The organism is Rhodoferax sp. (genome assembly GCF_028715765.1).
In the GTDB taxonomy this organism is placed as follows: domain Bacteria; phylum Pseudomonadota; class Gammaproteobacteria; order Burkholderiales; family Burkholderiaceae_C; genus Rhodoferax.
This window is the reverse complement of record NZ_JAQURE010000002.1, coordinates 33881-60681: the sequence shown is the minus strand read 5'-3', so window position 1 is coordinate 60681 and position 26801 is coordinate 33881. Positions and strand designations below refer to the sequence as shown.

The following is a 26801-nucleotide window of genomic DNA, read 5'->3' as shown; positions in this document are numbered from 1 at the left end:
AAGGGTCGTCCCCAAAAAATGTGGCGCGAGTCTAACCCAGGCGGCTCAGTCACTAAGGCTCAGTCGCGCGGGCTCAAAATGGTGGGCAAGGCGGTGTCAAGCAGCTGCGGGTAATCGCGGCTGAAATGCAGGCCACGGCTTTCATGGCGCGCCTGGGCGCTGCGCACAATCAGGTCGGCCACCTGCACCAGGTTGCGCAGTTCAAGCAGGTCGCGGGTGACGTGAAAGCGCGAATAAAACTCGTGAATTTCGCCTGTCAGCAAGTTGACCCGGTGGGCGGCACGCTCTAAGCGTTTGTTGGTGCGCACAATGCCCACATAGTCCCACATGAAGCGGCGCAATTCGTCCCAGTTGTGCGAAATCACCACGGCTTCGTCGGCATCGCTGACGCGGCTGTCGTCCCAAGCGGGCAGGGTGGGGGTGACCGTGCCAGCGTGTTGCGCAATGTCTTGGGTGGTGGCTTGGGCAAACACCATGCACTCCACCAGCGAATTGCTGGCCAGCCGGTTGGCACCGTGCAGGCCGCTGCAGGCGGTCTCGCCAATGGCGTAGAGGCCGGTCACATCGGTGCGGCCATGCAGGTCGGCCAAGACGCCGCCACAGGTGTAGTGCGCCGCCGGCACCACCGGGATGGGTTGCTTGGAGATGTCTATGCCCAGCTCCAGGCAACGGGCGTAGATGTTGGGAAAGTGCTCTTGCAAAAAGCTCAAAGGTTGGTGCGAGATGTCGAGGTAGACGCAGTCAAAGCCGCCTTTTTTCATCTCAAAGTCAATCGCTCTGGCCACAATGTCACGCGGCGCCAGTTCGGCACGGGCGTCATGGTTGGGCATGAAGCGGGTGCCGTCGGGCAGCAGCAGGCGGCCGCCCTCGCCGCGCACCGCTTCGCTGATCAAAAACGACTTGGCGTGTGGGTGGTACAGGCAGGTGGGGTGAAACTGGATGAATTCCATGTTTTGCACCCGGCAGCCAGCGCGCCAGGCGGCGGCTATGCCGTCGCCTGTGGCGGTGTCGGGGTTGGTGGTGTAGAGGTACACCTTGCCCGCACCGCCCGTGGCCAAAATGGTGTGCGGCGCTTCAAAGGTGAGGATTTCGTCGGTGTCGGAGTCCAGCGCATAAAGCCCCAGGCAGCGCTGCTCCGGCAAGCCCAGTTTGTCGCTGGTGATCAGGTCAATCAGGGTGTGATTTTCAAACAGCGTGATATTGGGCGTTTTTTGCACTCGCTCAATCAGCGTGCGCTGCACCGCCGCACCGGTGGCATCGGTCACGTGCACAATGCGCCGGGCGCTGTGACCGCCTTCGCGCGTGAGGTGCAGTTGACCCGCCTCTTCAGAAAAAGGCACGCCCATGGTTTGCAGCCAGGCAATGGCTTTGGGGGCGTTTTCCACCACAAAGCGGGTGGCAGGCAGGTCGCACAGGCCGGCGCCGGCCACCAAGGTGTCGTCCACATGGGCTTGAAAGGTGTCGTCTTTGTTCCACACGGCGGCAATGCCGCCTTGCGCCCAACCGCTGGAGCCTTCAGACACCGCCCGTTTGGTGATCACCGCCACGCGTTTGTCAGCCGATAGCAGCAGCGCGGCGCTTAAGCCAGCCAGGCCGCTGCCCACAATCAAAACGTCAAAGTGCAGGGGTGTGGTCTGGGTGTTGAGGTGACGTGAATTCATGAGCTGCTTCAGTGGTAAGAGATGGGGGTGTAGGCCAGCCGCACGTAAATGGGCGCAAAGGCTTCAGCCTGGGTGATTTCGATCAGGGTTTCTTTGGCAAGTTCCAGTAGGGCGATGAAAGTCACCACCAGCACTGCCGTTCCGCGCTCAGGGTCAAACAAAGTTTCAAACGCCACAAAGCGCTGGCCTTGCAGGGTTTTGAGCAGCAGGCTCATGTGCTCGCGCACCGAGAGCTCTTCACGCGAAATTTTGTGGCGTTGCACCAATTTGGCACGTTTCAAAATGGCCTGCCAGGCCTCTTGCAGGTCTTGCACGTTCACATCAGGAAAGCGTTGGGGTGAGGTTTGATCGACCCACACCTCTGCCCGCAAAAAATCCCGACCCAGCTGCGGCAACTGGTTCAAGTGGGCTGCGGCCAGTTTCATTTGCTCGTATTCCAGCAAGCGTCGCACCAGTTCGGCACGTGGGTCGTCAGGCTCCTGGCCTTGCGCCACGGCCTTGGGCGGCAGCAACATGCGCGACTTGATTTCAATCAGCATGGCTGCCATCAAAAGGTATTCAGCCGCCAACTCCAGGTTACGGTGCCGGATTTCGTTGATGTAGCTGAGGTATTGGCGTGTCAACCCGGCCATGGGAATGTCGAGGATGTTGAAGTTTTGCTTGCGAATCAAATACAGCAGCAGATCCAGCGGCCCTTCAAATGCCTCCAAAAAAATCTCTAAGGCATCGGGCGGAATGTACAGGTCTTGTGGCAGTGCAAAGAGGGGCTCGCCGTAAAGCCGAGCCACTGCCACTTGGTCGACCACCTCGGGGCTGAGAGAAGCCAGTGCATCGCTGCCAGAAAGCTGGCTGGCAGAGTCGACCATCAAGAGAATTTATTTGCTATGAAAAATAGAGCTTCTTGTGCACTATTGACAAGGGCTAGAGGCTAAAAATCTCAATCATGAGGTGCCGTTTGGTAGACATAAGGTTTTTGTGCCACCCGGGCGGCCTTGAATTCACTGAGGGCTTCCCGGTTAAGGGGTTGATCCCATAACAAGGCGCGCCCTTCAAGTTGGCGCGCTGCCATGCCAGGGGTGGTTTCTTTGAGTTTGTTGAGAAACTGCGTGGCTTCAGATTGGTATTGGGGGCGATAAAAAATGTTCATGGTGTTACCTTTTTGCGCATTTTAGACCTTCAGCTGAGCCCGATAGCGTTGGGTTTTGAATGCCTGTGACCACGTCAAAAGGCAGTTTGCCGGGTGTAAGATAAAAAAGAAATTTTTCAAACCGCCCACACGCACCGCCCATGAACAGTCTTACTCCTCCGCTTGCCTGGGTCCATTTGGACTGGGTATTGGTTGTGGTGGTGGCTTGGTTGGTGATTGGTTTTATGGGCATTGTGGCGCTGCGGCGCTTTCGTTTTGTGGCCGTGGTGCTGTTCCCGGCGGGCGCCGTGTGTTCGCTGGTGCTGATGGCGGTAGCCTTGAGTGCGGTGTTCAGCGATCCAGAAACCGCGGTGCTGCCGCTGGGTTTGCCGCAGCTGCCGTTTCATTTGCGGCTAGACAGTCTTTCTGCCTATTTTTTGCTTTTGATTGGTGGCGTATCGGCGGGCGTGTCAGCCTTTGCAGCGGGCTATTTCCGCCAGGGTGAGGGTACGCCACCGGGGTTGATTTGCCTCGAATACCACATTTTTTTGGCCAGCATTGCCATGGTGGTGATGGCAGATGATGCCTATGTGTTCATGGTGGTATGGGAAACCATGGCGTTTTCGTCGTTCTTTTTGGTGATGGCCAACCACCGCATTCCTGAAATTCGCAACGCGGGCTACTTGTACATGCTGGTGGCACACATAGGTGCGCTGGGCATTTTGTTGTGTTTTGGCTTGCTGCAGGCCAATACGGGTGACTACACCTTTGCCAACATGCGGGCGCAGCACCTGACACCGTTTTGGGGTTCGGTGGCGTTTGTGCTGGCGGTGTTTGGGTTCGGTGCCAAGGCCGGCATTTTGCCGCTGCACGCTTGGTTGCCAGAGGCGCATCCGGCCGCACCTTCACCGTTTTCGGCGTTGATGAGCGGGGTCATGCTCAAGATTGCGTTGTACGGCATTTTGCGGGTCAGTTTTGATTTGCTGCAAGACCAAATTTGGTGGTGGGGCGTGTTGCTGATGGGGGTGGGGTTGACCACCGCGTTGTTTGGGGTGGTGTTCTCTACCGTGCAAGTAGAAATGAAACGCCTGCTGGCTTACTCCAGCATTGAAAACATTGGATTGATTTGCGCGGGGTTTGGCTTGTCGCTGCTGTTTTCAGCCTACGGCATGAAGGCTTTGTCGGCCCTGGCTTTGACAGCCGCCATGTACCACATGCTGGCACACGCTTTTTTCAAGAGCCTGTTGTTTTGCAGCACCGGGGCGGTGATGCACGCCACTGGCGAGCGCAGTTTGGGCAAATTGGGCGGGTTGATGCGCTACATGCCTTGGGTGGCTTGGCCTACGCTGATTGGTGTGTTGGCCTGCGCGGGGCTGCCGCCTTTTGGTGGCTTCATTGCCGAGTGGTTGTTGCTACAAAGTTTCTTGTTCACCACCGGCTTGCCCAGTTCGTTTTTAGACATGTTGGTGCCGGTGATGGCTGCGTTGATTGCCCTGATTGCCGCGCTCTCGGGCTACACCATGGTGAAATATTTTGGGGTGATCTTTTTGGGGCAACCCCGCGAAGAAAACTTGTCGCACGCACATGATGCTGGTCCCTGGGAGCGGCTCGGCATGGTCTGGCTGGTGGTGGGTTGTGTGGCGTTGGGGTTGTTTCCCAACCAGGTGATTTCTTTGATTGACCCTGCCACCAAACTCTTGGTGGGTGCTGGTTTGGCACACACCGTGGCCGACAGCGGTTGGCTGCTGGTGCCGGTGAGTGTGGCGCGTGCCAGCTATGCCCCGGCGATTTTTCTTTTGGGTGTGCTGGCCAGTTTTGCCTTGGCATTTTTGCTGGTGCGCAAGCTCTACCACGGTCGCATGCGTCGGGTGCCGCCTTGGGATTGTGGCTACCCATGGCAAACAGCGCGCATGCAAGACACGGCAGAGGGTTTTGGCCAACCCATTCGGCAAATTTTCGAGCCGTTTTTCCGCCTCAAGCGTGAACTGCCCAGCGCCATGGATGCGCATCCGCACTACAAGGTCACGCTGGAGGACCCGCTGTGGTATTGGCTGTATGTGCCAGTGGCCAACTTGGTGGAGCGCATCTCCAAGGTCATTGGTTTGCTGCAACAGGGGCGCATTGCGGTGTATTTGATGTACAGCTTTGTGACCTTGATTGTGGTGCTTTTGGTGGTGAAGCGATGAGCGTGCTGGGCATTTTTTCCCAATTGCTGGCCATGGTAATGGCTTTGGTGTTGGCGCCGTTGTTGACAGGTTGGGTCAATCAATGGCGGGCGCGGCTGCAAAACAAATCAGCGCCAGGCTTGCTGCAGCCCTACAAAATGTTGCACAAGCTGTTCAACAAAGAGTCGGTGATGGCCGAGCACGCCTCGCCGTTGTACCGCACCGCCCCCTATGTAATTTTCAGTTGCATGCTGCTGGCCAGCGCCATCATTCCCACCTTGTCGACCGACCTTCCGCTGTCGCCAGCGGCCGATGCCATTGCCTTGGTGGGGCTGTTTGCGTTGGCACGGGTTTTCATTTCTTTGGCAGCCATGGATGTGGGTACCTCGTTTGGCACACTGGGTGCACGGCGTGAAATGTTGGTGGGTTTTTTGGCTGAACCAGCGCTGCTGATGGTGCTGTTTTGTGCCTCCATGATCACCCGCTCAACCTCGCTGACAGCCATTGTGGAAACTTTGGCGCACCGCGAACTGGCCATTTACCCCAGTTTGCTGCTGGCTGGTGTGGCTTTCACCATGGTGTCATTGGCTGAAAACGCACGGGTGCCGGTGGATAACCCAGACACCCACCTGGAGCTGACCATGATCCATGAGTCGATGATTCTGGAGTATTCAGCGCGCCATTTGGCGCTGCTGGAGTGGGCTGCTTCCTTGAAACTGTTTGCTTATTCTTGCGTGGGCTTGGCACTGTTTTTCCCTTGGGGGGTGGCTGAGGCCAATTCGCCCCTGGCTTTGATGCTGGCCTTGCCAGTGCTGGTCATCAAGCTGGCCATTGGGGGCTTTTTACTGGCCTTGATCGAAACGCTGAGCGCCAAGATGCGTATTTTTCGGGTGCCTGAATTTCTGGGCACCGCGTTTTTGATGGCCGTGATTGGCTTGCTGGTGAATGTGTTGCTGGGGGTGGGCGCATGATGCTCAAGTTTGCCCCGCAGCTGATCAACCTGTTTGCCACGTTGATTTTGTTGCTGTCGTTTGCCATGATTTCGCAGCGCCGCATTGTGTCTTTGATCAACCTGTTCATGATCCAGGGCGCGGCGTTGGTGGCGGCTTCATTTTTGCTGGGTTATGTCACCCAGCAACCTGACTTGTATGTGTCGGGTCTGCTCACCTTGGTGCTCAAAGTGGTGTTTATTCCCTGGATGTTGCACCGCGTCATTCGCAAGCTCAATGTGCGCTGGGACGTTGAAACGCTTTTCAACATACCCACTACCATGTTGGTGGGCATTGCGCTGGTGATTTTTGCCTTCAGCTTGGCGCTGCCGGTGTCGCGCCTGTCAGACTCGATAGCCGGTGGCTCGCTGGGTATTGCGCTGGCTTGCGTGTTTTTGTCGTTCATGATGATGATCACCCGCTCCAAAGCCGTGCCGCAGGTGATTGGCTTTTTGTCGATGGAAAACGGTTTGATTTTTGCCGCCACCACGGTGACCAATGGCATGCCGATGATTGTGGAGTTCGGCATTGCGCTGGACGTGTTGGTGGGGGTGTTGATATTGGGTGTGTTCATGTTCCAGATTCGCGAAAAATTTGACAGTCTTGACATCCACAACCTTGAAGCGCTCAAGGAAGACTGACCATGAATCCACTGCTTTTTGTGTTGGGTATACCTTTGCTGGGCGGGTTGGCCTTGGCCTTGACCGGGCACCGCAGTTATGCCCGCGATGTGAATGTGGCGTTCAGTCTGATGACGTTTTTGGCCAGCTGCGAGCTCACCATCCAGGTCATCGACAACGGGCCGCAGCTGCTCTGGCATGAGCAGTTTTTCATTGACCCGCTGAATGTGTTTTTGGTCACCCTGACGGCGTTTGTCAGCTTGACCACAGCCATTTTCTCGCGCCCCTACATGCGCATTGAGCAAGACCACGGCAAGATGACACCGCCGCGCATGCGCCTGTACCACAGCATGTACCAGTTGTTCAGCTTCACCATGCTGCTGGGCTTTACCACCAACAACCTGGGCATCATCTGGGTCGCCATGGAAGCTGCCACCCTCACCACCGTGCTGCTGGTGTCGGTGTACCGCACCTCGGCCAGCCTGGAAGCGGCCTGGAAATACTTCATCTTGTGCGGTGTCGGCATTGCGCAGGCCTTGTTTGGCACCATTTTGTTGTACATGGCGGCTGACAAAGCCTTGGGCGCCGAGCACGCCACGTTGCTGTGGACGCACCTCGACCAAATCAAAGGTCAGCTTGACCCCACCATCATCACCCTGGCCTTCGTGTTTTTGCTGATTGGTTATGGCACCAAAATTGGCATGGTGCCACTGCACAGCTGGCTGCCTGATGCCCATGCCGAAGGCCCCACACCGGTGTCGGCCGTGCTCTCGGGCCTGTTGCTCAATGTGGCCATGTACGCCGTGCTGCGTTGCAAGGTGCTCACCGATGGCGCTTTGGGCACACCCATGGCGGGGCAGTTGATGATGGGGTTTGGCCTGCTCTCGGTCACTGTGGCGGCCTTCTTTTTGTCACGGCAAAAAGATGTCAAACGCATGTTTTCTTACTCTAGCATCGAGCACATGGGCATGATCACCTTTGCTTTTGGCATGGGCGGGCCGGTGGCCAACTTTGCCGGTTTGCTGCACATGACGGTGCACTCGCTGGTGAAATCTGCCATTTTCTTCACCGTGGGGCATGCCACGCAAAAAGCCAAAACCCAGGTCATGAGCGAAATTCGCGGCCTGATCAAGGTCAACCCCACCGTCGGCTGGGGCTTGATGCTGGGTGTGATGGCCATTTTGGGCATGCCACCGTTTGGCGTGTTTGCCAGCGAGTTTCTGATTTTGACCACCGCCATGCGCGAGCAGCCTTGGGCGGCACCGTTTTTGTTTTTGGCGCTGGGTGTGGCCTTTGCGTCGATTTTGATCCGCGTCTTGCCCATGGTGTTTGGTGACACCACACTCAAGCCCCTGGCGCATCCACCGGCGCTGATACCGGTGTTTGTGCACTTGGCGCTGGCGCTGGTGTTGGGCTTGTTTATTCCACCCTATTTGAACGGCTGGTATGTGCAAGCCGCCAGCATGTTGGGAGGCTAGAGGCATGCAAATTCCAGAGCTTGCGCTTGAATTCAAGGCATTGGCTGCCCCAGTGCCTATCGGGTACGCCCAGGTGACTGCCGCCCAATGGCGGGTGGCCGCCAGTGCGGTGCGCGATGAAGGCGGGCGCTTGCTGGCCTTGTGGGCTGCGCCAGCTGTTGCCAACCCATCAGATGGCGAAGGTACCGCAGGCCAGCCGCGGGTGTGTGCGGCTTATGTCACGCTGGACGGTGCGTTTTGGCTTGACTTGGCGCTCAGTCAAGTCAACGGTCAGTGGGTTTACCCTGATCTCAGCGACATGTTTCCCGCAGCTGCACGCATGCAACGCGCTGCCGCTGACTTGTCAGGGGTGCATGCACAAAACGCCCAAGACACCCGCCCCTGGCTCAACCATGGCGCCTGGCCGGCAGACTATTTTCCGCTGCAAGCCGGTGCCGCACCTGCTGCTGAACTGCCCGCCACAGCGCTGCAAAACTATGATTTTGTGCGGGTTGAGGGCGATGGCGTGCATGAAATTCCGGTCGGCCCAGTGCATGCGGGCATCATCGAGCCGGGGCATTTCAGGTTTTCTGTGGTGGGCGAAAAAGTGCTGCGGCTGGAGCAGCGCCTGGGTTACACCCACAAAGGCACTGAGCTGCGCATGACCCAGTTGCCACCCTTGCAGGCGGTGCGCCTGGCCGGGCGCGTCAGTGGCGACAGCACGGTAGCCTATGCCTGGGCGTATTGCATGGCGCTAGAGTCGGCCAGTCAAACCACCATTCCGGTGCGTGCCGCTTGGTTGCGCGCTGTTCTGCTTGAGCGCGAACGTGTGGCTGCGCATTTGGGCGACTTGGGTGCGTTAGGCAACGACGCTGCGTTTGCCTTTGGCCTGGCGCAGTTTTCGCGCTTGCGTGAAGACTGGTTGCGCGGCTCCAAAGCCGTGTTTGGGCACCGCTTGATGATGGACTGTATCGTGCCGGGTGGCGTGAGCGTTGACATCGATCGCGCACAACGCGACCTGTTGATTCACCTCGGTGAGGCGGTTGAAAAAGAAGTACGCACGCTGTTTCGCATTTATGAATCGCACGCTGGGCTGCAAGATCGGTTCATGACCACGGGTCGCGTGTTGCCTGAACTGGCTTCACGCTTGGGGCTGACCGGCTTGGCGGGGCGCGCCAGCAGCCAGGTGTGGGATGTCCGCTGCGACCACCCCTTTGCCCCTTATTCCGGGTTGAATGTGGCCATGGCCTCGCACCACAACGGCGACGTAGCTGCCCGTGTGGCGGTGCGGTTTGATGAGCTGTTTGAATCTTTGCGTTTGATTCGCCGCATGTTGGAAGACTTGCCGGTGGGCGACATCGCTTGCACGGTGGCCTTGCCAGCGCAAGCCTCACGCGGCGCGGGTTGGGTAGAGGGCTGGCGCGGCGAGCTGTTTGTGGCGCTTGAATTGGCTGGGGCAGAGCAGGCTCACCGCATTGAGCGCTGCCATTTGCATGACCCCTCGTGGCAAAACTGGCCGGTGCTGGAGCACGCCATCATGGGCAACATCGTGCCGGACTTTCCGCTCATCAATAAATCGTTTAACCTGAGCTATTCAGGTCACGACCTGTAAGGACAACGGCGATGGTTTGGAAAGTTTTGCGACAAATTGGCCGGGTCGGCACGGTGAGTGAGCCGGCACCAGATATTGGTGATGAAAATGCCCTGGAGACCTCTAGAATACAGCATGAGCTGCTCTCAATTTTGGGTCAAGCGTTGACTATCCGCGAGGTGGATACGGGCTCTTGCAATGGCTGCGAGCTTGAAATCAATGCACTTGGCAACCCCTATTACAACCTGGAAGGTCTGGGTATCAAATTCGTGGCCAGTCCACGCCATGCCGACATGCTGTTGGTGACTGGCCCCGTCTCGCGCAACATGGAAACTGCGCTCAGGCGCACTTTTGATGCCACGCCAGAGCCCAAACTGGTGGTGGCTGTGGGCGACTGTGCCTGCGATGGCGGTGTGTTTGGCCAGAGCTACGCCACATGTGGTCAGGTGGCCAACATCATCCCGGTCGATGAAACCATTCCCGGCTGCCCACCACCCCCGCTTGAAATTTTGCGCGGCATTTTGAAAGCCGTGCGCCGCCGCATCAAATCTGCTGACTGAGTTGTTGGCAGATTCGCACGATCGCAGTTGTGGTGCGGGTGCTTTTGAACTGCGTCTAAAGCCCCAGACATGGGTCGTGGCGTGTAGTTAAAAAATCAGAGAAAAATAGCAGGGACAGTTCATGGCAAATCCATTTTTCGACCACCCCATTCTCAACTCTCCCTACGACTGCCCGCAGCGGCACTGGGAGTTGGAATCTGACGGCATTGCCTGCCGGTGCATCGACATCGAATACAGCGAAGAGTGCTTCTTCGTGCGCCACGCCTATTTTTTTGTCGCCAATGACTCGTACAGTGCCCTGAAAGCCACCCTCAAAGCCGAGATTGACCGGGAAGCCTGGGACACGCTGAACAGTGACACCTCACGACCGTTTGACAAGCCGAAGTCTGGGCGTGTGGCGGTGAAATTCATCAATCACCTGGGGGATGAGGTGATGAAGGTGTTTAGGGTGACCGCATGAGCGATTTGCCCCAATCGGAATCACCCCAATTCCTGATCTACCAGAGCGAAGACGGCACCACTCGGGTAGACGTGCGGCTGCAAGAGCAAACCTTGTGGCTCAGCCAGAAGCAGTTGACCGAGCTGTTTGGCAAGGCCAAGGGCACCATCAGCGATCACATCAAGCACATTTTTGAGGATGCGGAGCTGGAGCCAGCGGCAACTGTTCGGTTATTCCGAACAGTTCAATCCGAGGGCGGGCGCGAAGTGAGCCGCGAGGTAGAGCACTACAACCTGGACATGGTGCTGGCCCTGGGTTTTCGGGTGCGCAGCCCGGTGGCGGTGCGCTTTCGCCAATGGGCTGCCGACAAGCTGAAGGAGTACATCACCAAGGGTTTTGTGCTGGACGACCAGCGACTGAAGAACCCCGGCAAGGGCGTCGATTACTTCGACGAGCTGACCCGTCGCCTGCAAGACATTCGCACCAGCGAGCGGCGTTTCTACCAAAAAATTACCGACATTTACGCTACCAGCGTTGACTACGACCCCACGGCGCATGTCACTCAGACGTTTTTTGCTACCGTGCAAAACAAGGTGCATTTCGCCATTCACGGCCAGACTGCGGCAGAACTGATTGCTGCCCGTGCCGACAGCAGCCAGCCCAACATGGGCTTGACCAACTGGGACGGCGCACGCATTCGCAAAACAGATGTGAGTATTGCCAAAAACTATCTGAGCGAGGATGAACTGCTGGCACTCAACAACCTGGCCGAGCAATACTTGGTGTTTGCCGAAGGGCAGGCCATGCGGCGCGTGGCCATGACCATGGTGGACTGGGTGACCAAGCTGGAGGGGTTTTTGACCCTGAACGACCGCGAGATTTTGCAAGGTGCGGGCAAGGTGTCAGCCCAATTGGCCAAAGCCCACGCTGAACACGAGTTTGACAAGTTTCGGGTGTTGGACGATCAGCACTTCGAGTCTGACTTTGACCGCATGGTCAAACAGTTGCCCCAAAAACGTCAAATGAAGCCGCAGTGATGATGAAAGTGTTCAGGCTTGCATAGGTCTTCTCACCCAAAGACCAACAAAGCCTAACAATGTCTATCTGAATTTAGATAGAATTATTTAGACTTTATTAGGAATGACCATGAACCCCATCAACAACCCCTTTTCCCCCGGCGCTGGGGCGCCACCACCCGAGCTGGTTGGCCGGGCTCCGCTGCTTGAGCAAGCACGCATCCTGTTGGGACGGGTCAAGCAAAAACGGTCAGAAAAAAGTCTTTTGTTAACGGGTTTACGTGGCGTCGGAAAAACCGTTTTGCTCAACGACATCGAGCGCATGGCCAAGGCCGAAGGCTATCAGACGCTTCTGCTGGAAGCGCATGAAGAAAAGCCATTGGGTGAGTTGATTTATCCGGCCTTGCGGGGTTTGCTTTTTGAGCTGGATCGCATCAAAGGCGCGGGAGACAAGGTCAAGCGTGGGCTTGCCGTGTTACGCAGCTTTATTGGCAGCATCAAGTTAACGGTCAATGACGTGGCACTGGGACTGGACATTGAGCCCGCCAAAGGGACTGCCGACAGTGGCGACCTAGAAGTTGACCTGCCCAACCTGTTTGTCGCTATCGCAGAGGCGGCGCTGGAGCGTCAGACGGCGGTGGCTATTCTGATCGACGAAATTCAGTACCTGAGCCAAAAAGAGCTGGGTGCGCTCATCATGGCGATGCACAAAATGCAGCAAAAACAACTGCCATTGGTGTTGCTCGCAGCGGGTTTGCCAGTGCTACCTGGCATGGCCGGAGAATCCAAGTCTTATGCCGAGCGATTGTTCAACTATCCTGAAATTGGCGCACTGTCTGAAGCAGATGCGTCCATGGCTTTGCGTGACCCAGCGCGGCATGTGGGCGTTGAATTTGACGACGATGCGCTGCGTGAGGTGTTTCGCCTCACCCACGGCTACCCCTATTTCATCCAGGAATGGGGCTACCAATCATGGAACATGGCAGAGGCCAGCCCGATCACGCTTGAAATTGTTCTCAATGCCACAACAGAAGTAACGCGTCGGCTCGACAAGAATTTCTTTCGTGTTCGCTATGACCGGCTTACACCAGGAGAAAAGAATTTTCTTCGTGCCATGGCCCACCTTGGCCCGGGCAGCCATCGCACGGGCGACATTGCCACAGTTTTGAAAATGACGGTGAAGGGGATGGGGCCGGTCCGTTCCAAACTCATCAAAAAGGGAATGATCTATAGCCCTGCACATGGTGATATGGCGTTCACCGTGCCGCTGTTTGATGAATTCATGATTCGAGCCATTCCTGAGTTTGAAGCGAATTGAAAGTGATTAATTTACAAGCCCGTAGTCAGCTCGCTATCCCCAGCACATCCATGATGCCGCTGATGAACGTCAGTGGATGCGCTGGGCAGCCTGGCACGTAAAGGCTGGGTGGAAATTTGTCCAAAAACTCGCGGTTCAATGCATCGCTGTCGGCAAATACGCCACCTGAAATCGCACAGGCCCCCACAGCAATGACCAGTTTGGGCTCTGGAATCGCATCCCAGCAAATCTGCAGCGCGTTCATCATGTTGCGGTTGATCACGCCCGTCAGCACAATGCCATCGGCATGGCGCGGGCTGGCCACCAGGTCGATGCCGTAGCGGCCAATGTCAAAGTTCACATTGCTCCAGGCGTTCACTTCCATCTCGCAGCCATTGCAGCCCCCGGCTGAGACCGAGCGCAGTTTGAGCGAGCGGCCAAAGCGTTTTTTCAGCTCTGCCGATACCGCCACTGGGTCCAGGTTGGGGCGTGCTGCCGTCACCACCAGCCCAGCGCGGGTGGTGGCGCACAACTTGACATCATTGTTGAAGCTCAACTTCTGGCTGGGGCAGACCGGTGCGCAGTCGCCACACATCACGCAGCGCCCCAGGTCAATGGCCACAGCGTCTGCGGTACTGGCATTGAGGGCAATCGCGCTTGACGGGCAAACCTCTGCGCAGGCGTGGCAGTCGGTCGCGCACGCCTGCGCCGCAATGACAGGCTTGCCACGAAAACCACCCGGCTGGGCGGCACGCAGGTCAGGTATGAATTGGCTCCCTTGGGCTTTGCGAACGGCGATAGATTGAAACATGGTGGGGTCACAAGCGGTGGGGTTAAAGGTCGTTGCCGCAATACGAGAGGTCAAAACTCTTGTTGCAAATGGGGAAGTCAGAGATGGCTTGCCGACGCAGCGCAAACGCCAGCCCAAACCAGTTGGCCAAGCTGGGGTCTTGTACTTTGGCGTGAATCAATTGGCCTTGTGCGTTGGTCTCCAGCGCCACCAGCACCGGGCCGCGCACGCCCTCGACCAGCGACACGCACAAGGCGTTGGCTTGCAACGGCCAGGTCTGGCAGCCCGCGCTGGCCAGGGGTGCAAACGGCGCGGGTGTGTCAGCCAAGTTGAACGCGGGGTGTGCCAGCAGTGCCAGCAGCCATTGGGTGCTGGCTTCAGCCTCGGCCATGCGCTGGCACATGCGCGCCCAGCAGTCGCCGCTGAGTTGTGTCTGCGGCTGCACCGGTGCTGCCCCATAGGCTACGCCGGGCAAGGCGTGGCGCAGGTCAAGCTGCAAGCCGCTGGCACGCGCCACCACACCGGTCAACCCCAGCTCGCGAGCCGTTTGGGCGCTGACCGTGCCGACGCCCTGAAAGCGGGCTTGCACGCTGCGGCTGGTGCGCATGAGGGCGTTGACCTGCTGAAAGTCGGGCAAAAAGGCGCGCAAGGTGTTCAGCACATCGGTACGCAAAGCCTCGCTGATGGCGGCAGCGGCACCGGGGCGAATCCAGCCCTTGCCAAAACGGTTGCCGCAGACGCGCTGGCTGGCGTTGATGATGGCGGTGCGCAACCGCTGGTAAGTGCCCGCAGGCTGCAGGTAGGCAATGTCAGTGGCCAGACCGGTCAAAGTGGCCAAGTGCATGGCGACTCGCTCCAACTCTAAACCAATAGCACGTGACGCAATGGTGGTGGGCGCTGCAGGCTTATTAGCCATAGACTCCAGCGCCGCATTAAAGGCCCAGGTGTAAGCCACCACCGAGTCGCCCACCACCGACTCCACCAGTGGGCTCAAGCGCTCAGGAGGCCGTTGCAGCAGCAGCGCTTCGACTGCGCGGTGCTGGTAGCCGAGCTGGATTTCAAGGTGGTAGACCTGTTCGCCATGGCACATGAAGCGAAAGTGCCCCGGCTCAATCACCCCGGCGTGAATGGGCCCCACCGCCACTTCATGCACTTCGGCGCCACGCATTTTGAAAAACGGGTAGTCCGCCATGTGGGTTTGGCGCTGGCCTTCAAACCGCACCGGTTTGAGCCAAGGGTGGCCTTGCGGCACCAGGCCTGTTTGCTCCCACAGCTCGCGCTCATAAATTTGCGCTGCCGGAAACTGCACGCTCATGCTGGGGTAGCTTTGGCCGGGCTCAGCATGGCCACGCAAAACTTGCAGCGGTTGGCCGCTTGGCAACAGCACTGCAGTGACCACCGTCCCGGCAGGTTCGCCGCTGACACTGGCGCGGCCAAACCAGGAAATAAGGGTCGAATTGGCCTCTAGCGCTTGTCTACATTGCTCTACTAGCTCTTTAATTGAGAGTAAAGAGTGGTGACTCAAGTCGCATTGCAGCAGCGGTTGCAGCGGCGCGGTGGAGGGCATGGAAACGGCGTTCAGGGCGGACATGGTGGGCAAGGGGAGGATGGTGTGGGTCATGTCAGCCGCCAATGGAGACCGCTACCGCACGCAGCAGGTCGGTGATGGGGTCGGGGGTGTAGGTGCCCAGCATCACCAGCACCGCCACAAAGCCCAGCTTGGGCAGCAGCGTGATCCACGACTGCGGTGGTGCGCTGACGCTCACCTTGGGTGTGCCCCACAGCATGGGGAACACGGTGCGCCCGGTGGCGACAAAGATCACCGTCAACATCACGCACATCAAGGTGAAGGCGAGCAAGTTACCGGCTTGCACAATGCCCGACAAGATCAGCATTTCAGCCAAAAAGCTGGCAAATGGCGGAAACCCCAGCAGGGCAAAAATGCCCAGCGCAAACAACAACCCGGCCACCGGCAGGGTGCGGATCAGCCCGCTCAAGGGCCCCACCTCGTTGGTGCCATACACCCCACGCATGCGCCCAGCGGTCAGAAACAGCAGCGACTTCACGAACGCGTTGCTCACGATGTAGAGCACCACGCCATAGGCCGCCGCCTTGCCCACCGACAAGCCCAGTGCAATCACCCCAGAGGAGCTGACGCAGGCGTAGGCGATCAGGCGCTTGTAGTTTTTGCTGGCCATGATCTGAATGGCCGCCACCACCAGCGAGATGTAGCCCATGATGAGCAGCTCTTGCGACACAAACCCGGCCTCGAAGCCATGAAAAATCTGAAGAATGCGAAACACCGCCACCACGCTGATGTTGAATTGCACCGAGGCCAGCAGCGCACTGGTGGTGGTGGGCGCGGCCTCATAGGTTTCGGGCAACCAGCCATACAGCGGTGCCAGCCCGAGCTTGCCACCCAGGCCAAACAGCATGAATGACAAGCCCAGCCGCTGCCAGGCATCGCTCTCGCGGGTGAGGGATTCACCCAACTGGTCAACCATGAAACTCACTTCCACCCCGCGCAGGTGCGCTGACTGCGAGAGCGCCATGAAGCCCAAAAAGGTGATGGCCAGGGTGATGCTGGAGTAAAGCATGTAGCGCCAGGCGGTGGCGCGCGCGTTGACCCCATCGCCGCGTGCCACCAGCGGCGCAGCGCACAGTGTGCTGATTTCAATCAGCGTCCACAGCAGCACCAAGTGGTGCGCCATCAACCCGATGTTGATGACGGCCATGAACAGCAGCATCAGCGCCGCACGCGAGCGAATGTCGTGGGTCAGCTGCGGGGTGTTGCGCTCACGTGAGTACAGGTAGACACAAATGCCCAGAAACACCGTGTTGATGACCACAATGAACAGCATCGAGGTGGCATCCAGCACCAAATAGCGGTGGGCAAAATACAGCGGCAACTCGCTCAAAGGGTGGGTTAAAAACACTGCCATGGCCGTCAACCACATCAGCAAGGCGATGCCCACCAGCGCGGGCGAGATCCAGTGCGTGCCGTGCATCAGCTCGTCGGTCATGTGGCTGGCGAACGGGTGGTGGGCTGCTGCTGAAGACATTGGGGGGGCTTGATTTGCTATTGAATTTGAAGCTGTCATCGCTTGTTTTACCTGGGCTTGGTGTCAATATGGCTGTGGGGTTTCATTCGGCATCTTCATTTCTGCGCCCGTCCTCAATGGCTTCGCGTTCCCGGGCAATTTCGGCACGCAGCTCCTCTTCGGTAGGTAACACCAGGCGGTACTTGCTGGCAAAAATTTGCTCGCTGTCGTTGAGCACCGAATAGCGCACCAGCGCCTGATCTTTGTGGTCACACAACAAAATGCCGACGCTGGGGTTGTCGTCCGAGCCACGGCGCAAGTCGTCGTACATGCGCACATACATGTCCATCTGGCCGACATCCTGATGCGTCAGGTCGCCGGTTTTCAGATCAATCAGCACAAAGCACTTGAGCAGGTAGTTGTAAAACACCAGATCAATGTAAAAGTCTTTGGTCTCGGTGCTGATGCGCTGCTGCCGCGCCACAAAGGCAAAACCCTTGCCCAGCTCCAGCAAAAAGCCTTGCAGCTTGTCCATCAACGCCTGCTCCAGCTTCGATTCCAGCAGTTTGCCCATGCCAGGCAAACCCAAAAACTCCAGCAACACTGGGTCACGCACAAACTCTCTGGGTGTTTGGGGCAATGCTGCGATGTTGGTATTGGCCTCTTCGGTCACGCTGGTCTTGTCGCTGCTGAGCAGCAAGCGCTCAAAATACAAGGTGTTGATTTGCCGGTCGAGTGCGCGCGAACTCCAGTTTTGCGCGGCGGCCTCGTTCATGTACCACTGGCGGGCTTTTTCGTCGCTGACCCGCAGCAACAGTCGATAGTGCGTCCAGCTCAATTCGTGACGCAGTGCGTCACACATTGGGAAGGCCTGATAAAACAAGCGCATGTAGCGCAGGTTTGACGCATCAAACCCCTTGCCATATTCCTGTGTCAACACTTCTGCCAACCGGGGCAACAGCTTTTTGCCGTAACTTGCACGCGACTCGCCGCCCTGCTCAAACTCCACAATGTGGCGGCCCACTTGCCAGCAGGTTTGCACCTGCACCATGTCCACTGCACGCAGCGCCTGCTGGCGGCCTTGCTGAATCAGTTTGCGCAAGGCTTCCAGTAGCTCGGCGGGCGGCAGCAAGGGGTTTGTCATACGGGTCATGTCAGGCTTTCATTCTTGAAAAAAGCTTGTTGGGACGATAGCAGGCTGTATCGCAAAAATTCGTCACGAGTCTCGTGACGAATTTGACCGTCTGACCTCCAGCCCCTCACAAACGCTGCCCCCGTATCAGCCAGCTGCCCACCGCCACGGTACCCACATAGACACTGCTCACAGCCACGTGCACCGGCAGTGGCCAGGGCTCTGGCATGAGCGACTCAAACAACGCCAGTGCGTTTTCCATGAATAGCAGCGCTACTAATTGCGCTACCGGCTCGCGGTTGGTGGCCAGCACCAAAAAGGCAATGGTGACGGTGGCGGCAGCCACCCCAAGCGTGAGCGCACGCACATCGGCACGGGCGCCGTCGCCAAACTGAAATGCCAAAATGATCAACGCCACCGCCACGCCCCAGGCAAACAGGTTGGACGGCATCACATCGTGCTCGGCTGCTCGGGTGCATGCCAGCGTGCGGCGCAGCAGGTGCGGCACCAGCCAGGCGCGGATGATCAAAATCTCCAGCCCAGCTTCCAGCGCATGAAAGTCAAGCTCGTGGTGCTTGTTGAGGGTGATCCAGCCCAAGGCCAGCGCCTGCAGGCTCAGCCAGGTGGGGGTGACCGCCAATTTGCCAAAAAAGACCGGAATCAAGGTGGCCAGCAAGCAGGCGATCAAGGCCAGGCTGGGGTTGTTGGCCACATTCATAAGCCACCTCCTGTGACACCCACTGTTGCCGCGGCCAGCAGTGTCAGCCAGCCCGCCAGCCAAACATAGCGGGTGACCCATTTCAGTGGCAGCCGCGCCATCAGCGACTCAAAGCAGCCCACCACCACGGCCACTGCCAGCATCAGCGCCACGGAAGTGGCGGTGGCAAACAGGGGCGCAGACAAGGGGTCAAAGGGGTTGAGCAGGGTGGCCATAAGCCCGGCGTAAAGCGTCATCTTCAGGCCGGCGGCGTATTGCATGGCCGCCAGCTCGGGGCCGCTGTGGTCAAGAATCATGACCTCGTGAATCATGGTCAGCTCCAGGTGGGTCAGGGGGTCGTCTACCGGCACGCGGGCAGCCTCGGTTTGCAGCAAAATCAGCAGCGCCAAAGCCAGCGGCAGCACCATCAGCAGGTAATAAGGCGTGTGGTGCACGTGGCCAAACATGTCGGCAAAGCTGCTCAAGCCGGTGGCAGCGCCCAGTGTGCCCAGCAACAAAAACAGCGCAGGTTCGGCAAATGCGCCAAATTTGGCTTCGCGCGCGGCGCCCATGCCTTCAAACGGGCTGCCCACGTCCATGGCCGAGAGCATGAGCACAATGCGCGCCAACCCCAAGATGTAGGCCACCGCGACAAAGTCGTTGGCAAACGACAGCGGCGCAAACTGCCCCAGCACCGGCACAAAGGCCATGGCGCACAGCGCGCACACCAGCACCACATAAGCCCCCAGCCGAAACAGCGGTGTGGCGGTGTGGCTGACCACCGGGCGTTTGCGCAGCAGGCGGCGCAGGTCGTGGTAAGACTGCAGCAGCAACGGGCCTTTGCGCGCCGCCCACAACGATTTGGTGCGGTTGATCACCCCCACCAGCACAAACGGCATGGTCAGCACCAGCGCCACATGCAGCAGCGTCAACCAGGTGGTCAGCGTCATGGCAAGGCTCCTTGTGCCAGTACCACCAGTGCAGCAATGGCCACCACGGCGGCCAGCCCCAGGGCAAAGCCCAGGCGCGGGTCGTCTTCGTGCATGAGTTTGGAGATCAGGCTGGCGGACTCGTCGCCATGGCCAATGACGTTGTACAAACGCCGCTCGACCGCGTCCACACAGTCGGTGATGAGGTAAGCGTCCTCAGGGAAATAGCCTTGCGGCGCTTTTTGGCGTTTCAGCAGCACCATGACACTTTGGTAGTTGTTGGCAAAATCTCTGGCAAAACTGCTGCCGGTGTATTGCACCCGGGCGCTGCCTGCGGTGTAGCCGCAGCCCCAGGTGGGGCCAGCCGCCGGGGCTTGGCGGCGCAGGGCACGGCGCAACCCCCAGGCCAGCAAAATCAGTGCGGCAACCGACACCGAAATCAGGCTCACCCGGCTCAGCACCTCGTGCACGTGTTGCATGGCTTCCTCGGTCATGGCATCGGGCACGGCATGCAAAAACAGCCGGGTGGGTGCCGCTACCAGCGCCAGCCCCAGCACGGGCATCAAGCCCAGCAGCACGGTGCCTGCGGTGTGCACCAGTAAGGGCACCAGCATCCAATTGCTGGGTTCGTGCCCGGCGGGCAAGGTGTCGTCGCGCGACTGCCCCATGAAAATCACGCCATAAGCACGGGTGATGGACAGCGCTGACACCGCCCCCACAAACGCCAGCAGCGTGGCCACCCCGGCCAGCAGCAGCTTGGCCCACACACCAATCGTCTCGCCGGTGAACAAGCCGCTGTAGATCAAAAATTCGCTGGCAAAGCCGTTGAACGGCGGCAGTGCCGAGATGGCAATGCCGCCAATCAAAAAACTCACCGCGGTCAGCGGCATCAGCTTGGCCAAACCACCCAGGCGATCAATGTCCACACCATGCTTGGCTTGGTAGACGCAGCCTGCAGCATAAAACAGCTGGCATTTGAAAAACGCATGGTTCAAGATGTGCAGCAAGCCGCCAGCAAAGCCCAGCGCCACCAGACCCGGCACGTCCCAGGCCAGGCCCAGCGTGCCAATGCCAAAGCCAATGCCGGCAATGCCCACGTTCTCAGTAGACGAATACCCCAGCAGGCGCTTCAGGTCGCGCTGCCCCACGGTGTACAGCCCGCCAATCACCGCTGAAGTGACCGAGAACGCGATCAGCGCCCAGCCCATCCAGGCATCGGGCTTGCCCTGAATCAGCAAAAAGTGCAGCAGCGCAAACAGGCCAGCCTTGTGGATCACGCCCGACATCAAGGCGCTCACATTGGCCGGGGCAGCTGCGTGGGCGCGTGGCAACCACGAGTGAAAGGGAAAAAACGCCGACTTAAGCCCAAAGCTGGTCAGCAGCAGCAAAAACACCGTGTTGCGAATGGTGCCGGGGTGGGTGCTCATCCAGTCGCCAAAGTCGTCTAGGTACCAGCTTTGCGTTTGGGTGTACAAAATCATGAACGCCGCTACCAAAAAGATCAGGCCGATGTGGGTAGACACCAGGTAATTGAAGCCAGCAAAGCGCACTTTTTGGTTGCTGTAGTCCCAAATCACCAGCAGCCAGGCCGATAGCGCGGCAATTTCCCACCCCATCAAAAACGTCACGGCATGCTCGCCGGTGTAGACCATCAAAAACGAGAGCGAAATCATGTTCAGCAGCGCAAAGTGCACGCCCACGTGACGGGCTGAGTCAAAGTATTTGCGTAAATAGCCCACGGCATACACCGCTCCTAACAGCGTCATGGGCAACGACCAGCTTAAAAAGAAGGCGCCCAGTGCGTCCAGCCTGAAGTGCACCGCGCCAATTGGGTAACCCCAGGGCAGCTCGACATAAGGCTCGGTATTGCCAGCAAACACCGGCCACACCGCAGCCCAGGTCAAGCCCGTGGCCAGGCTTTGCGAGACGATGCCAAAGGCAGCACGCCAACCGTTTTTAACCGGCAGCATGGCCAGCACGGCACCCAAAATCAGCGTCAACGCTGCAGCCAACAACTGGTTCATGCGAGCAACCTAAGGGGGTTAACTTGGGAAAATGGAAAGGGGAATAGCGTCATGATGCACCACAAAACATTGAACAAAAGCGGTTCAAGTGCGGTGCGGTGGCCCACTGTGGTGCAAGCGCATGTCAAAGTGGCGACGCTTGGAAAGCATCAGGGTTTGACCGTGGGTGAGGGCGTGCGCAAGGCGTTTCATGAAGCTGCGGATTTTACGCTGGCCAAACTGTCTCGCAACTTGCCTCGTCCGGCACGCAGTCTCACCGGGACTTGTTCAGTTAAACCGCGTTGCGGTGCTCTTGCAAAAACTGCCACAGCGCTTGGGCGCTGGTGTGGGCTGGGTCGGGCATGGCTTTGCCTGCGCGGGCTGTGCTGGCCAGGCCGTTGTGCGCTCGCTCGCGGTAGGCACGCACTTCCATGGTGATGGTCAAGTCTTTCAGGTCTACCGGTGCTGCGCTCACCAGCTGATGGGCGCGCAACTCTTTGCGCACCGCGCTCAAAGGCAAAAATGCCACGCCATGGCCTTCAAGCGCCATGGCTTTCAGCCCCTCGGCCATGTCGGTTTCGTAGACCCGGTCAAAGTGGATGGGGGCGCTGCTGTGCTTCAAAATCAAATCCACCATTTGCCCCAGGTAAGCGCCCTGCGCATAGGCCAAAAACGGCAGCGGGCGCCCGGCTTTGCCAGGCAGCTCAAACAGCGGGTTGCCATGCTCGTCTGGTTTGCAATAAGGGGCAATGGTTTCCTCACCCAAACTCACCATTTCATAGCGGTTAGCGTCCAGCTGATAAGGTTGAGATGCATGGTGGTAGGCAATCAGCAGATCACAATTGCCTTCTACCAGCCGCATCACGGCATCGTGCACGTTGAGCGCAATCAGGCGGCTTTTGATGGGGCCAAACTGACTGCGCAAGCTGGTGACCCAGGCCGGGAAAAAGGTGAATGCCAGCGTGTGTGGCACGGCAAATTCAATCACATCCTGCGCCGCAGACACATGGCCGCGCAGCATGGCGCGGGTGGTTTGAATGGCCTGCAACACCTCCAGCGCCTGGCCGTAGAGCGTGAGCCCGGCGGGCGACAAGCGCGTGGGGTAGCTGCTGCGGTCTACCAGGTCTGTGCCCGCCCACGCCTCCAGCGACTGAATGCGCCGCGAAAAAGCTGGCTGTGTCACATGGCGCAGCTGCGCAGAGCGGCTGAAACTGCGGGTTTCAGCCAAGCTCACAAAGTCTTCAAGCCATTTGGTTTCCATATGAACGGGGAAAGTTGCGATGGTGTGAGTCTACAAACGAGAGCCGTGGTGCCATGCTCGTCTACGCCCGCCACAGCTCGGCACCGTTGGCTGCTACCCGGTGTGCGCGACCCAGGGCTTCCAGGGTTTGCAGCAGCGTGGGCAGGGACTTTTTCAGGCTGGCGCTGGTGCCGAAGTGGGCTGCAATTTGTGCCAGTGTCAACGCGCCCGGGTTGCGGCTCAGCACCTGCACCACGGCTTTGACTTGCTCTGGCAAGGTGGCTGGCCAGCTTTCAGGCAACTTCGCACGGCTGGCAGGGTTAGATGCCAAATCGACCTCTAGCGCTTGTTGTACCTGCATGGGTAGCTCTGTTTTAGAGAGTGGGTTTTGAAACGCTGGGCGCAACCAGCGCACCTGTGCGTTGGCTTCCTCCAAGGCACGGCGCTGGTTCATCGCCACCAGGCGCTGCAGCAGTTCGTCTTTGGCCTGGCTGGGTGACGGCATGTGTGCCAGATCGCCCCAGCCGTAGGCGGCCAGCACAGCCGCGTCAAGCTCGTCGTGCAAGGTTTTGAGCACACCCACTAGCCCAGCGCTGTGGATGTGCTTTTCTTTGGCGGTGAGCGCTCGGCCAACGCGTAGGGCTTGCAGCACGTTGTAAAGACCCGTCAGCGTGAGGCTTTTGTCTGGCTTGGCGGGGCTGGCGGTGGTCATGGTTGATACTGAATTGATAGCTGCTTGTGCTTTATTCATAAGCGCTAGAGGCTGATTATCCTGTTGAAATAGTGGGTTCGCGGGTGCGTGGTGCGCCGGGGCGGTGTGGGCGTGTGAGCTGGCAGTGGATGGCAAAAGACCCAAGACCCGCTTGCGGTGTTGGTCGATCTGCTCGGCAAGTGCGCTGATTTTTTCGCGCAGCGCCGGGGTCAGGCCGGTGTCTTCGCTGGGAAAGGGGAAGGTTTCAAAACAAATTGACTTGGTATAGACCGGGCGGTCTTCAAGCGTGCCACCAGTTGCCAGCGCCCACACATGATGCACATGGCTGGATAACACACCAAGGCAGAAGGCATCGTCCAAAGCAATGGCAACAAGACGGTTGTCCGGCAAGATGCTGGCATCCAGAAATTGAAACACCCGATGCTTGGCCGTTTCGACGGTGGCGATGTAGCGCGGCAGGTTGGCGAGTTGCTGTCTGAGCACTTTGCGAGGTTCGCCAAAAAACCACCAGTTGTCACGGTAGCTTGCTCGGTTGTTCTGATCACGTTCCGGTTTGACGCGTTCCAGCAGCCATTGAAACGTTGCCGGGAATTGCAAGCGCAGCTGGTCAGCGCTGAGCCCAAACGCGTCAATCACCTTGACGCCACGCGGGGTGTCAGTCAGGTCGCGCCCGTTGCAGTAGTCCTTGACGATGGCGGGGTTGCCCAAGGCTGCGGCCTCATCAGGGGTCAGAATGAAACCTGCACCAAACAGCTGAACTCCGCGGTTGCTCAAGTTCTGGTTGGCCTTGAGCGGCTGCGCGTCGGCCAGCTTGGCGCCCACGGTCAAATCGGCGTGAATTTGACCCCCTTTGTGCTAGCGGCTTGGCGCTTGTTGCATCTGCGCGTGCGACCACGGTCATGGCAATGCGCACGGCAGCACCGTCGGCACTGTCCACCCACGGGTGGTCAGGAATGGCAAAGGCCAGGTGCAGCGCAGCAGCTTGTGCGTTTGCGGTTGCTGTTGCGTTTGCAGTTGAACTGGCCGTCCGGTTTTGGCTGTTTGAAGCAGGCCTGAGTGCAACAGGCGTCTCAGCGCTGGGGCTGGCATGGCCGGGAGCCGATTTCTGGGCATTTGACAGTATGAGGCTCCCGGCCATGCCAGCCCCAGCGCCACCCAAACCCGCAGCCGCCCCTGCATTTGCCACAGCCAAGCCCCCCAAAGCAGCATCGACCAAATTCAAACGCCCGTCCAACGCCGCCTGCACCACCCGCCGGTTAAAGGTCTGACGCAGGCTGTTGGTGGTGATCAGCCCCATGCGTTCAACTTGCCCGGCAGTCACCAAAGCGGCGGCGCGTGCCCACCAAAACATCACAAAATCAGCTGACTCGGGCACTTGCGGCCAGGCCGCGCGCAGCGCTTGCACATAACCATCACCCAGCGTTGAGCGCATGGCAGCAGCCCCAATAAAAGGCGGGTTCCCCACCACAAAATCCGCTTGCGGCCAAGCCGCCTGGCGCGCGCCCAGGTAGCGCCACTGTGGCACCTGCGCAGTTTCATCGGGCACCCATTCCCCGGTGACCGGGTGCGGTTTGACACTCAGACCGTCCGAGCGGCTGAGCAGCTGGCCGGCGGCGTCATGCGCGGGCACCCGGCTGTCCCAGGCCAGCACGGCGTCGCGGCAGTCGATGTTGTGGTAGTTGTGCACCACGGGTTCGGCCACGGCGGCGTTGCCTTGGGTGCGAATGTGCCACTGCAGCCAGCCAATCCACAGCACCAGCTCGGCCAGCGCAGCGGCTCGCGGGTTGAGCTCAATGCCCTGCAACTGCTGCAAGGTCACGGTTTCAGTGCCCTCAGTTAACGCATCTTGGGCGTCGCCCAAGGCGGTCAACTGGTTGAGCACCTCGCCCTCCAGGCGCTTCAAATGCTCCAGCGTCACATACAAAAAATTGGCACTGCCACAGGCCGGGTCGAGCACGCGCAGGCTGCACAGCCGGTGGTGAAAGGCCTTGACCTGCGCCCGTGCCTCACGCCATTTGGCACGCACGGCGGCGGCATGGCGCTGGCTGGCGAGCTGGTCGGCTTTGAGCTGCTGGCGGTCAAAGCTGGCAGCATCTGTGCCGCCTTTGGCCACGGGTGGGCTGGCTTCCAGTTCAGCGGCTTCATGCGCCAACACCAGCGCGGCGGCTTGTGCGTTGGCCCACTCCAGGCGCAGGGGTTCCACCACCGTGGGCAGCACCAGCCGCTCCACATAAGCACGCGGTGTGTAGTGGGCGCCCAGGGCGTGGCGCTCGGTGGGGTTCAGGGCACGCTCCAGCAGGGTGCCAAAAATGGCCGGTTCGACCTCGCGCCAGTTGGCACCGGCGGCTTCGATCAGCAGGTCAATTTGCTCTGGTTTCAGTAGCAGGCTGTAGCCGTCAGACGTGGGCTCTTTGAACAATTTGCCATTGAAGTGCAGTACGCGGCTGGCCAGCGCTGGGCAAAAACCACCCCGATCCATGTCAGCCCACAGGCTTTGCAGCATCAGGCGCAGCAGGGGCGGGTCGGCACGGTGGGTTTTGAGCAAGCCTATGAAGGCGTCTTTGGGCAGCAGACCCACGTCTTCGGCAAACATGCTGAACAAACAGCGGGTCAGGAAAGATGCTATCTTTTCAGGATCTACTCGCGCTTGATTCGTTTGCTCTAGAGGCTTATTTGACTCATAAGCCGGGTTGCTTTCAATGGCCTTGGCCAGGCGCGCCAGCAGGTCGGCTACCTGGCGTGTCACGCGGGCGCTGATACCGGCCGGGTTCAGGCTGTGCGGGTCATGCCAGATTTGGCGCAGGCGCGCGCGCACCTCGGCTTTGGCCAGGTCTTCCAGGCGAATGCGGTGGCTGCGCGGGTCGGGAAACGGTGTGTAGGTGGCACCGCTTTGGCTGAATTCGGCATACACCTCAATCACCGTGCCGACATCGACCACCAGCACAAAGGGCGGGCGGCCTTCGCTGGCGGGCAGGGCGCGGGCGTAGTTTTCAGCCTGGCTGCGGGCGCGCAAGAGGCCGTCGTCAAAGCCTTTGGTGTGGCCCGCGGCTTTGAGCTTTTTGGACTCCAGGCAAAACGCGCCCCGGCGGTAGCAGTCAATGCGGCCAGGGCTGCTGGTGCCGTCACCATGCTGGAAGGTGACCGGGCGCTCGAACATGTAGCTTTGATCGGGGGTGGGGTGCGGTTTGTCAACGTCCAGCAGGGCGCACAGGTCGATCACAAAGCTCTGCGCGGTAGAGAGTTCGCTGGCGGTGCAGCCGCGCCAGCGGGTGATGAAGGCGTGGGCGGCGGTGTCGGCTGGCAGGGTGGAGGGCGTGGGGTGCATTGGGAAAGCAT

At 58.9% G+C, this 26801-nt stretch carries 22 protein-coding genes; 9 read left to right on the top strand and 13 right to left on the bottom strand.

Going from position 1 to position 26801, the window contains the following annotated elements:
* Nucleotides 1–59: 59 nt before the first annotated feature.
* The 3 genes from nadB to PHT20_RS01150 form a co-directional block, all read right to left on the bottom strand.
* Nucleotides 60–1661, bottom strand: coding sequence for an L-aspartate oxidase (gene nadB / locus PHT20_RS01160; RefSeq protein ID WP_301019058.1), 1602 nt, complete (start codon nt 1659–1661; stop codon nt 60–62).
* Nucleotides 1662–1669: 8 nt separating this feature from the next.
* Complete coding sequence (locus PHT20_RS01155; protein ID WP_301019134.1) at nt 1670–2527, bottom strand: ScpA family protein; 858 nt, start codon at nt 2525–2527, stop codon at nt 1670–1672.
* A gap of 71 nt (nt 2528–2598) precedes the next feature.
* Complete coding sequence (locus tag PHT20_RS01150; RefSeq protein ID WP_300084837.1) at nt 2599–2808, bottom strand: DUF3460 family protein; 210 nt, start codon at nt 2806–2808, stop codon at nt 2599–2601.
* A gap of 140 nt (nt 2809–2948) precedes the next feature.
* Between PHT20_RS01150 and hyfB the strand changes: the two genes are divergently transcribed.
* From hyfB to PHT20_RS01105, 9 genes are all read left to right on the top strand, one after another.
* Complete coding sequence (hyfB, locus tag PHT20_RS01145; protein WP_301019057.1) at nt 2949–4973, top strand: hydrogenase 4 subunit B; 2025 nt, start codon at nt 2949–2951, stop codon at nt 4971–4973.
* Complete coding sequence (locus PHT20_RS01140; protein WP_301019056.1) at nt 4970–5923, top strand: NADH-quinone oxidoreductase subunit H; 954 nt, start codon at nt 4970–4972, stop codon at nt 5921–5923. The genes hyfB and PHT20_RS01140 overlap by 4 nt, the downstream gene beginning before the upstream one ends.
* Entirely contained in the window at nt 5923–6582 is a 660-nt protein-coding gene (locus PHT20_RS01135; RefSeq protein ID WP_300084862.1) for a formate hydrogenlyase, read from the top strand. Before PHT20_RS01140 ends, PHT20_RS01135 begins: the two co-directional genes overlap by 1 nt.
* Nucleotides 6583–6584: 2 nt before the next feature.
* Nucleotides 6585–8039: a hydrogenase 4 subunit F gene (locus PHT20_RS01130; protein WP_301019055.1), complete on the top strand. Its 1455-nt coding sequence runs from the start codon at nt 6585–6587 to the stop codon at nt 8037–8039.
* 4 nt (nt 8040–8043) lie between these two features.
* Nucleotides 8044–9630 carry an NADH-quinone oxidoreductase subunit C gene (locus tag PHT20_RS01125; protein ID WP_301019054.1) on the top strand — a complete coding sequence of 529 codons (1587 nt, stop codon included), beginning with the start codon at nt 8044–8046 and terminating at the stop codon, nt 9628–9630.
* A gap of 11 nt (nt 9631–9641) precedes the next feature.
* Nucleotides 9642–10169 (top strand): NADH-quinone oxidoreductase subunit B family protein, encoded by a 528-nt coding sequence (locus tag PHT20_RS01120; RefSeq protein ID WP_301019053.1) that lies wholly within the window; start codon nt 9642–9644, stop codon nt 10167–10169.
* A gap of 121 nt (nt 10170–10290) precedes the next feature.
* Entirely contained in the window at nt 10291–10629 is a 339-nt protein-coding gene (locus PHT20_RS01115; RefSeq protein WP_301019052.1) for a hypothetical protein, read from the top strand.
* The gene (locus tag PHT20_RS01110; RefSeq protein WP_301019051.1) at nt 10626–11645 is read left to right on the top strand and encodes a virulence RhuM family protein; all 1020 of its coding nucleotides are present in this window, start codon (nt 10626–10628) and stop codon (nt 11643–11645) included. Before PHT20_RS01115 ends, PHT20_RS01110 begins: the two co-directional genes overlap by 4 nt.
* Before the next feature lie 109 nt (nt 11646–11754).
* Entirely contained in the window at nt 11755–12942 is a 1188-nt protein-coding gene (locus PHT20_RS01105; RefSeq protein WP_301019050.1) for an ATP-binding protein, read from the top strand.
* A gap of 25 nt (nt 12943–12967) precedes the next feature.
* Here PHT20_RS01105 and PHT20_RS01100 read toward each other — a convergent pair whose 3' ends face one another.
* The 10 genes from PHT20_RS01100 to PHT20_RS01060 form a co-directional block, all read right to left on the bottom strand.
* The gene (locus tag PHT20_RS01100) at nt 12968–13732 is read right to left on the bottom strand and encodes a 4Fe-4S dicluster domain-containing protein (RefSeq protein WP_301019049.1); all 765 of its coding nucleotides are present in this window, start codon (nt 13730–13732) and stop codon (nt 12968–12970) included.
* A 22-nt stretch (nt 13733–13754) separates the two neighbouring features.
* The gene (locus PHT20_RS01095; protein ID WP_301019048.1) at nt 13755–15332 is read right to left on the bottom strand and encodes an NADH-quinone oxidoreductase subunit C; all 1578 of its coding nucleotides are present in this window, start codon (nt 15330–15332) and stop codon (nt 13755–13757) included.
* 1 nt (nt 15333) lies between these two features.
* Entirely contained in the window at nt 15334–16773 is a 1440-nt protein-coding gene (locus PHT20_RS01090; RefSeq protein WP_301019047.1) for a proton-conducting transporter membrane subunit, read from the bottom strand.
* Between the two features lie 82 nt (nt 16774–16855).
* Nucleotides 16856–17905, bottom strand: coding sequence for a PDDEXK nuclease domain-containing protein (locus PHT20_RS01085; RefSeq protein WP_301019046.1), 1050 nt, complete (start codon nt 17903–17905; stop codon nt 16856–16858).
* Nucleotides 17906–18011: 106 nt separating this feature from the next.
* Nucleotides 18012–18602, bottom strand: a complete 591-nt coding sequence (locus PHT20_RS01080) for a hypothetical protein (RefSeq protein ID WP_301019045.1) — start codon at nt 18600–18602, stop codon at nt 18012–18014.
* Entirely contained in the window at nt 18599–19531 is a 933-nt protein-coding gene (locus PHT20_RS01075) for an NADH-quinone oxidoreductase subunit H (protein ID WP_301019044.1), read from the bottom strand. The genes PHT20_RS01080 and PHT20_RS01075 overlap by 4 nt, the downstream gene beginning before the upstream one ends.
* Nucleotides 19528–21534, bottom strand: a complete 2007-nt coding sequence (locus PHT20_RS01070; RefSeq protein WP_301019043.1) for a proton-conducting transporter membrane subunit — start codon at nt 21532–21534, stop codon at nt 19528–19530. Before PHT20_RS01070 ends, PHT20_RS01075 begins: the two co-directional genes overlap by 4 nt.
* A gap of 271 nt (nt 21535–21805) precedes the next feature.
* A complete protein-coding gene (locus PHT20_RS01065; RefSeq protein WP_301019042.1) occupies nt 21806–22774 on the bottom strand; it encodes a LysR substrate-binding domain-containing protein in 969 nt (322 codons plus the stop codon).
* Between the two features lie 61 nt (nt 22775–22835).
* A complete protein-coding gene (locus tag PHT20_RS16695; RefSeq protein WP_366520865.1) occupies nt 22836–24287 on the bottom strand; it encodes a type IIL restriction-modification enzyme MmeI in 1452 nt (483 codons plus the stop codon).
* Nucleotides 24187–26790 carry a DNA methyltransferase gene (locus tag PHT20_RS01060; protein ID WP_366520864.1) on the bottom strand — a complete coding sequence of 868 codons (2604 nt, stop codon included), beginning with the start codon at nt 26788–26790 and terminating at the stop codon, nt 24187–24189. Before PHT20_RS01060 ends, PHT20_RS16695 begins: the two co-directional genes overlap by 101 nt.
* Nucleotides 26791–26801: the final 11 nt, after the last annotated feature.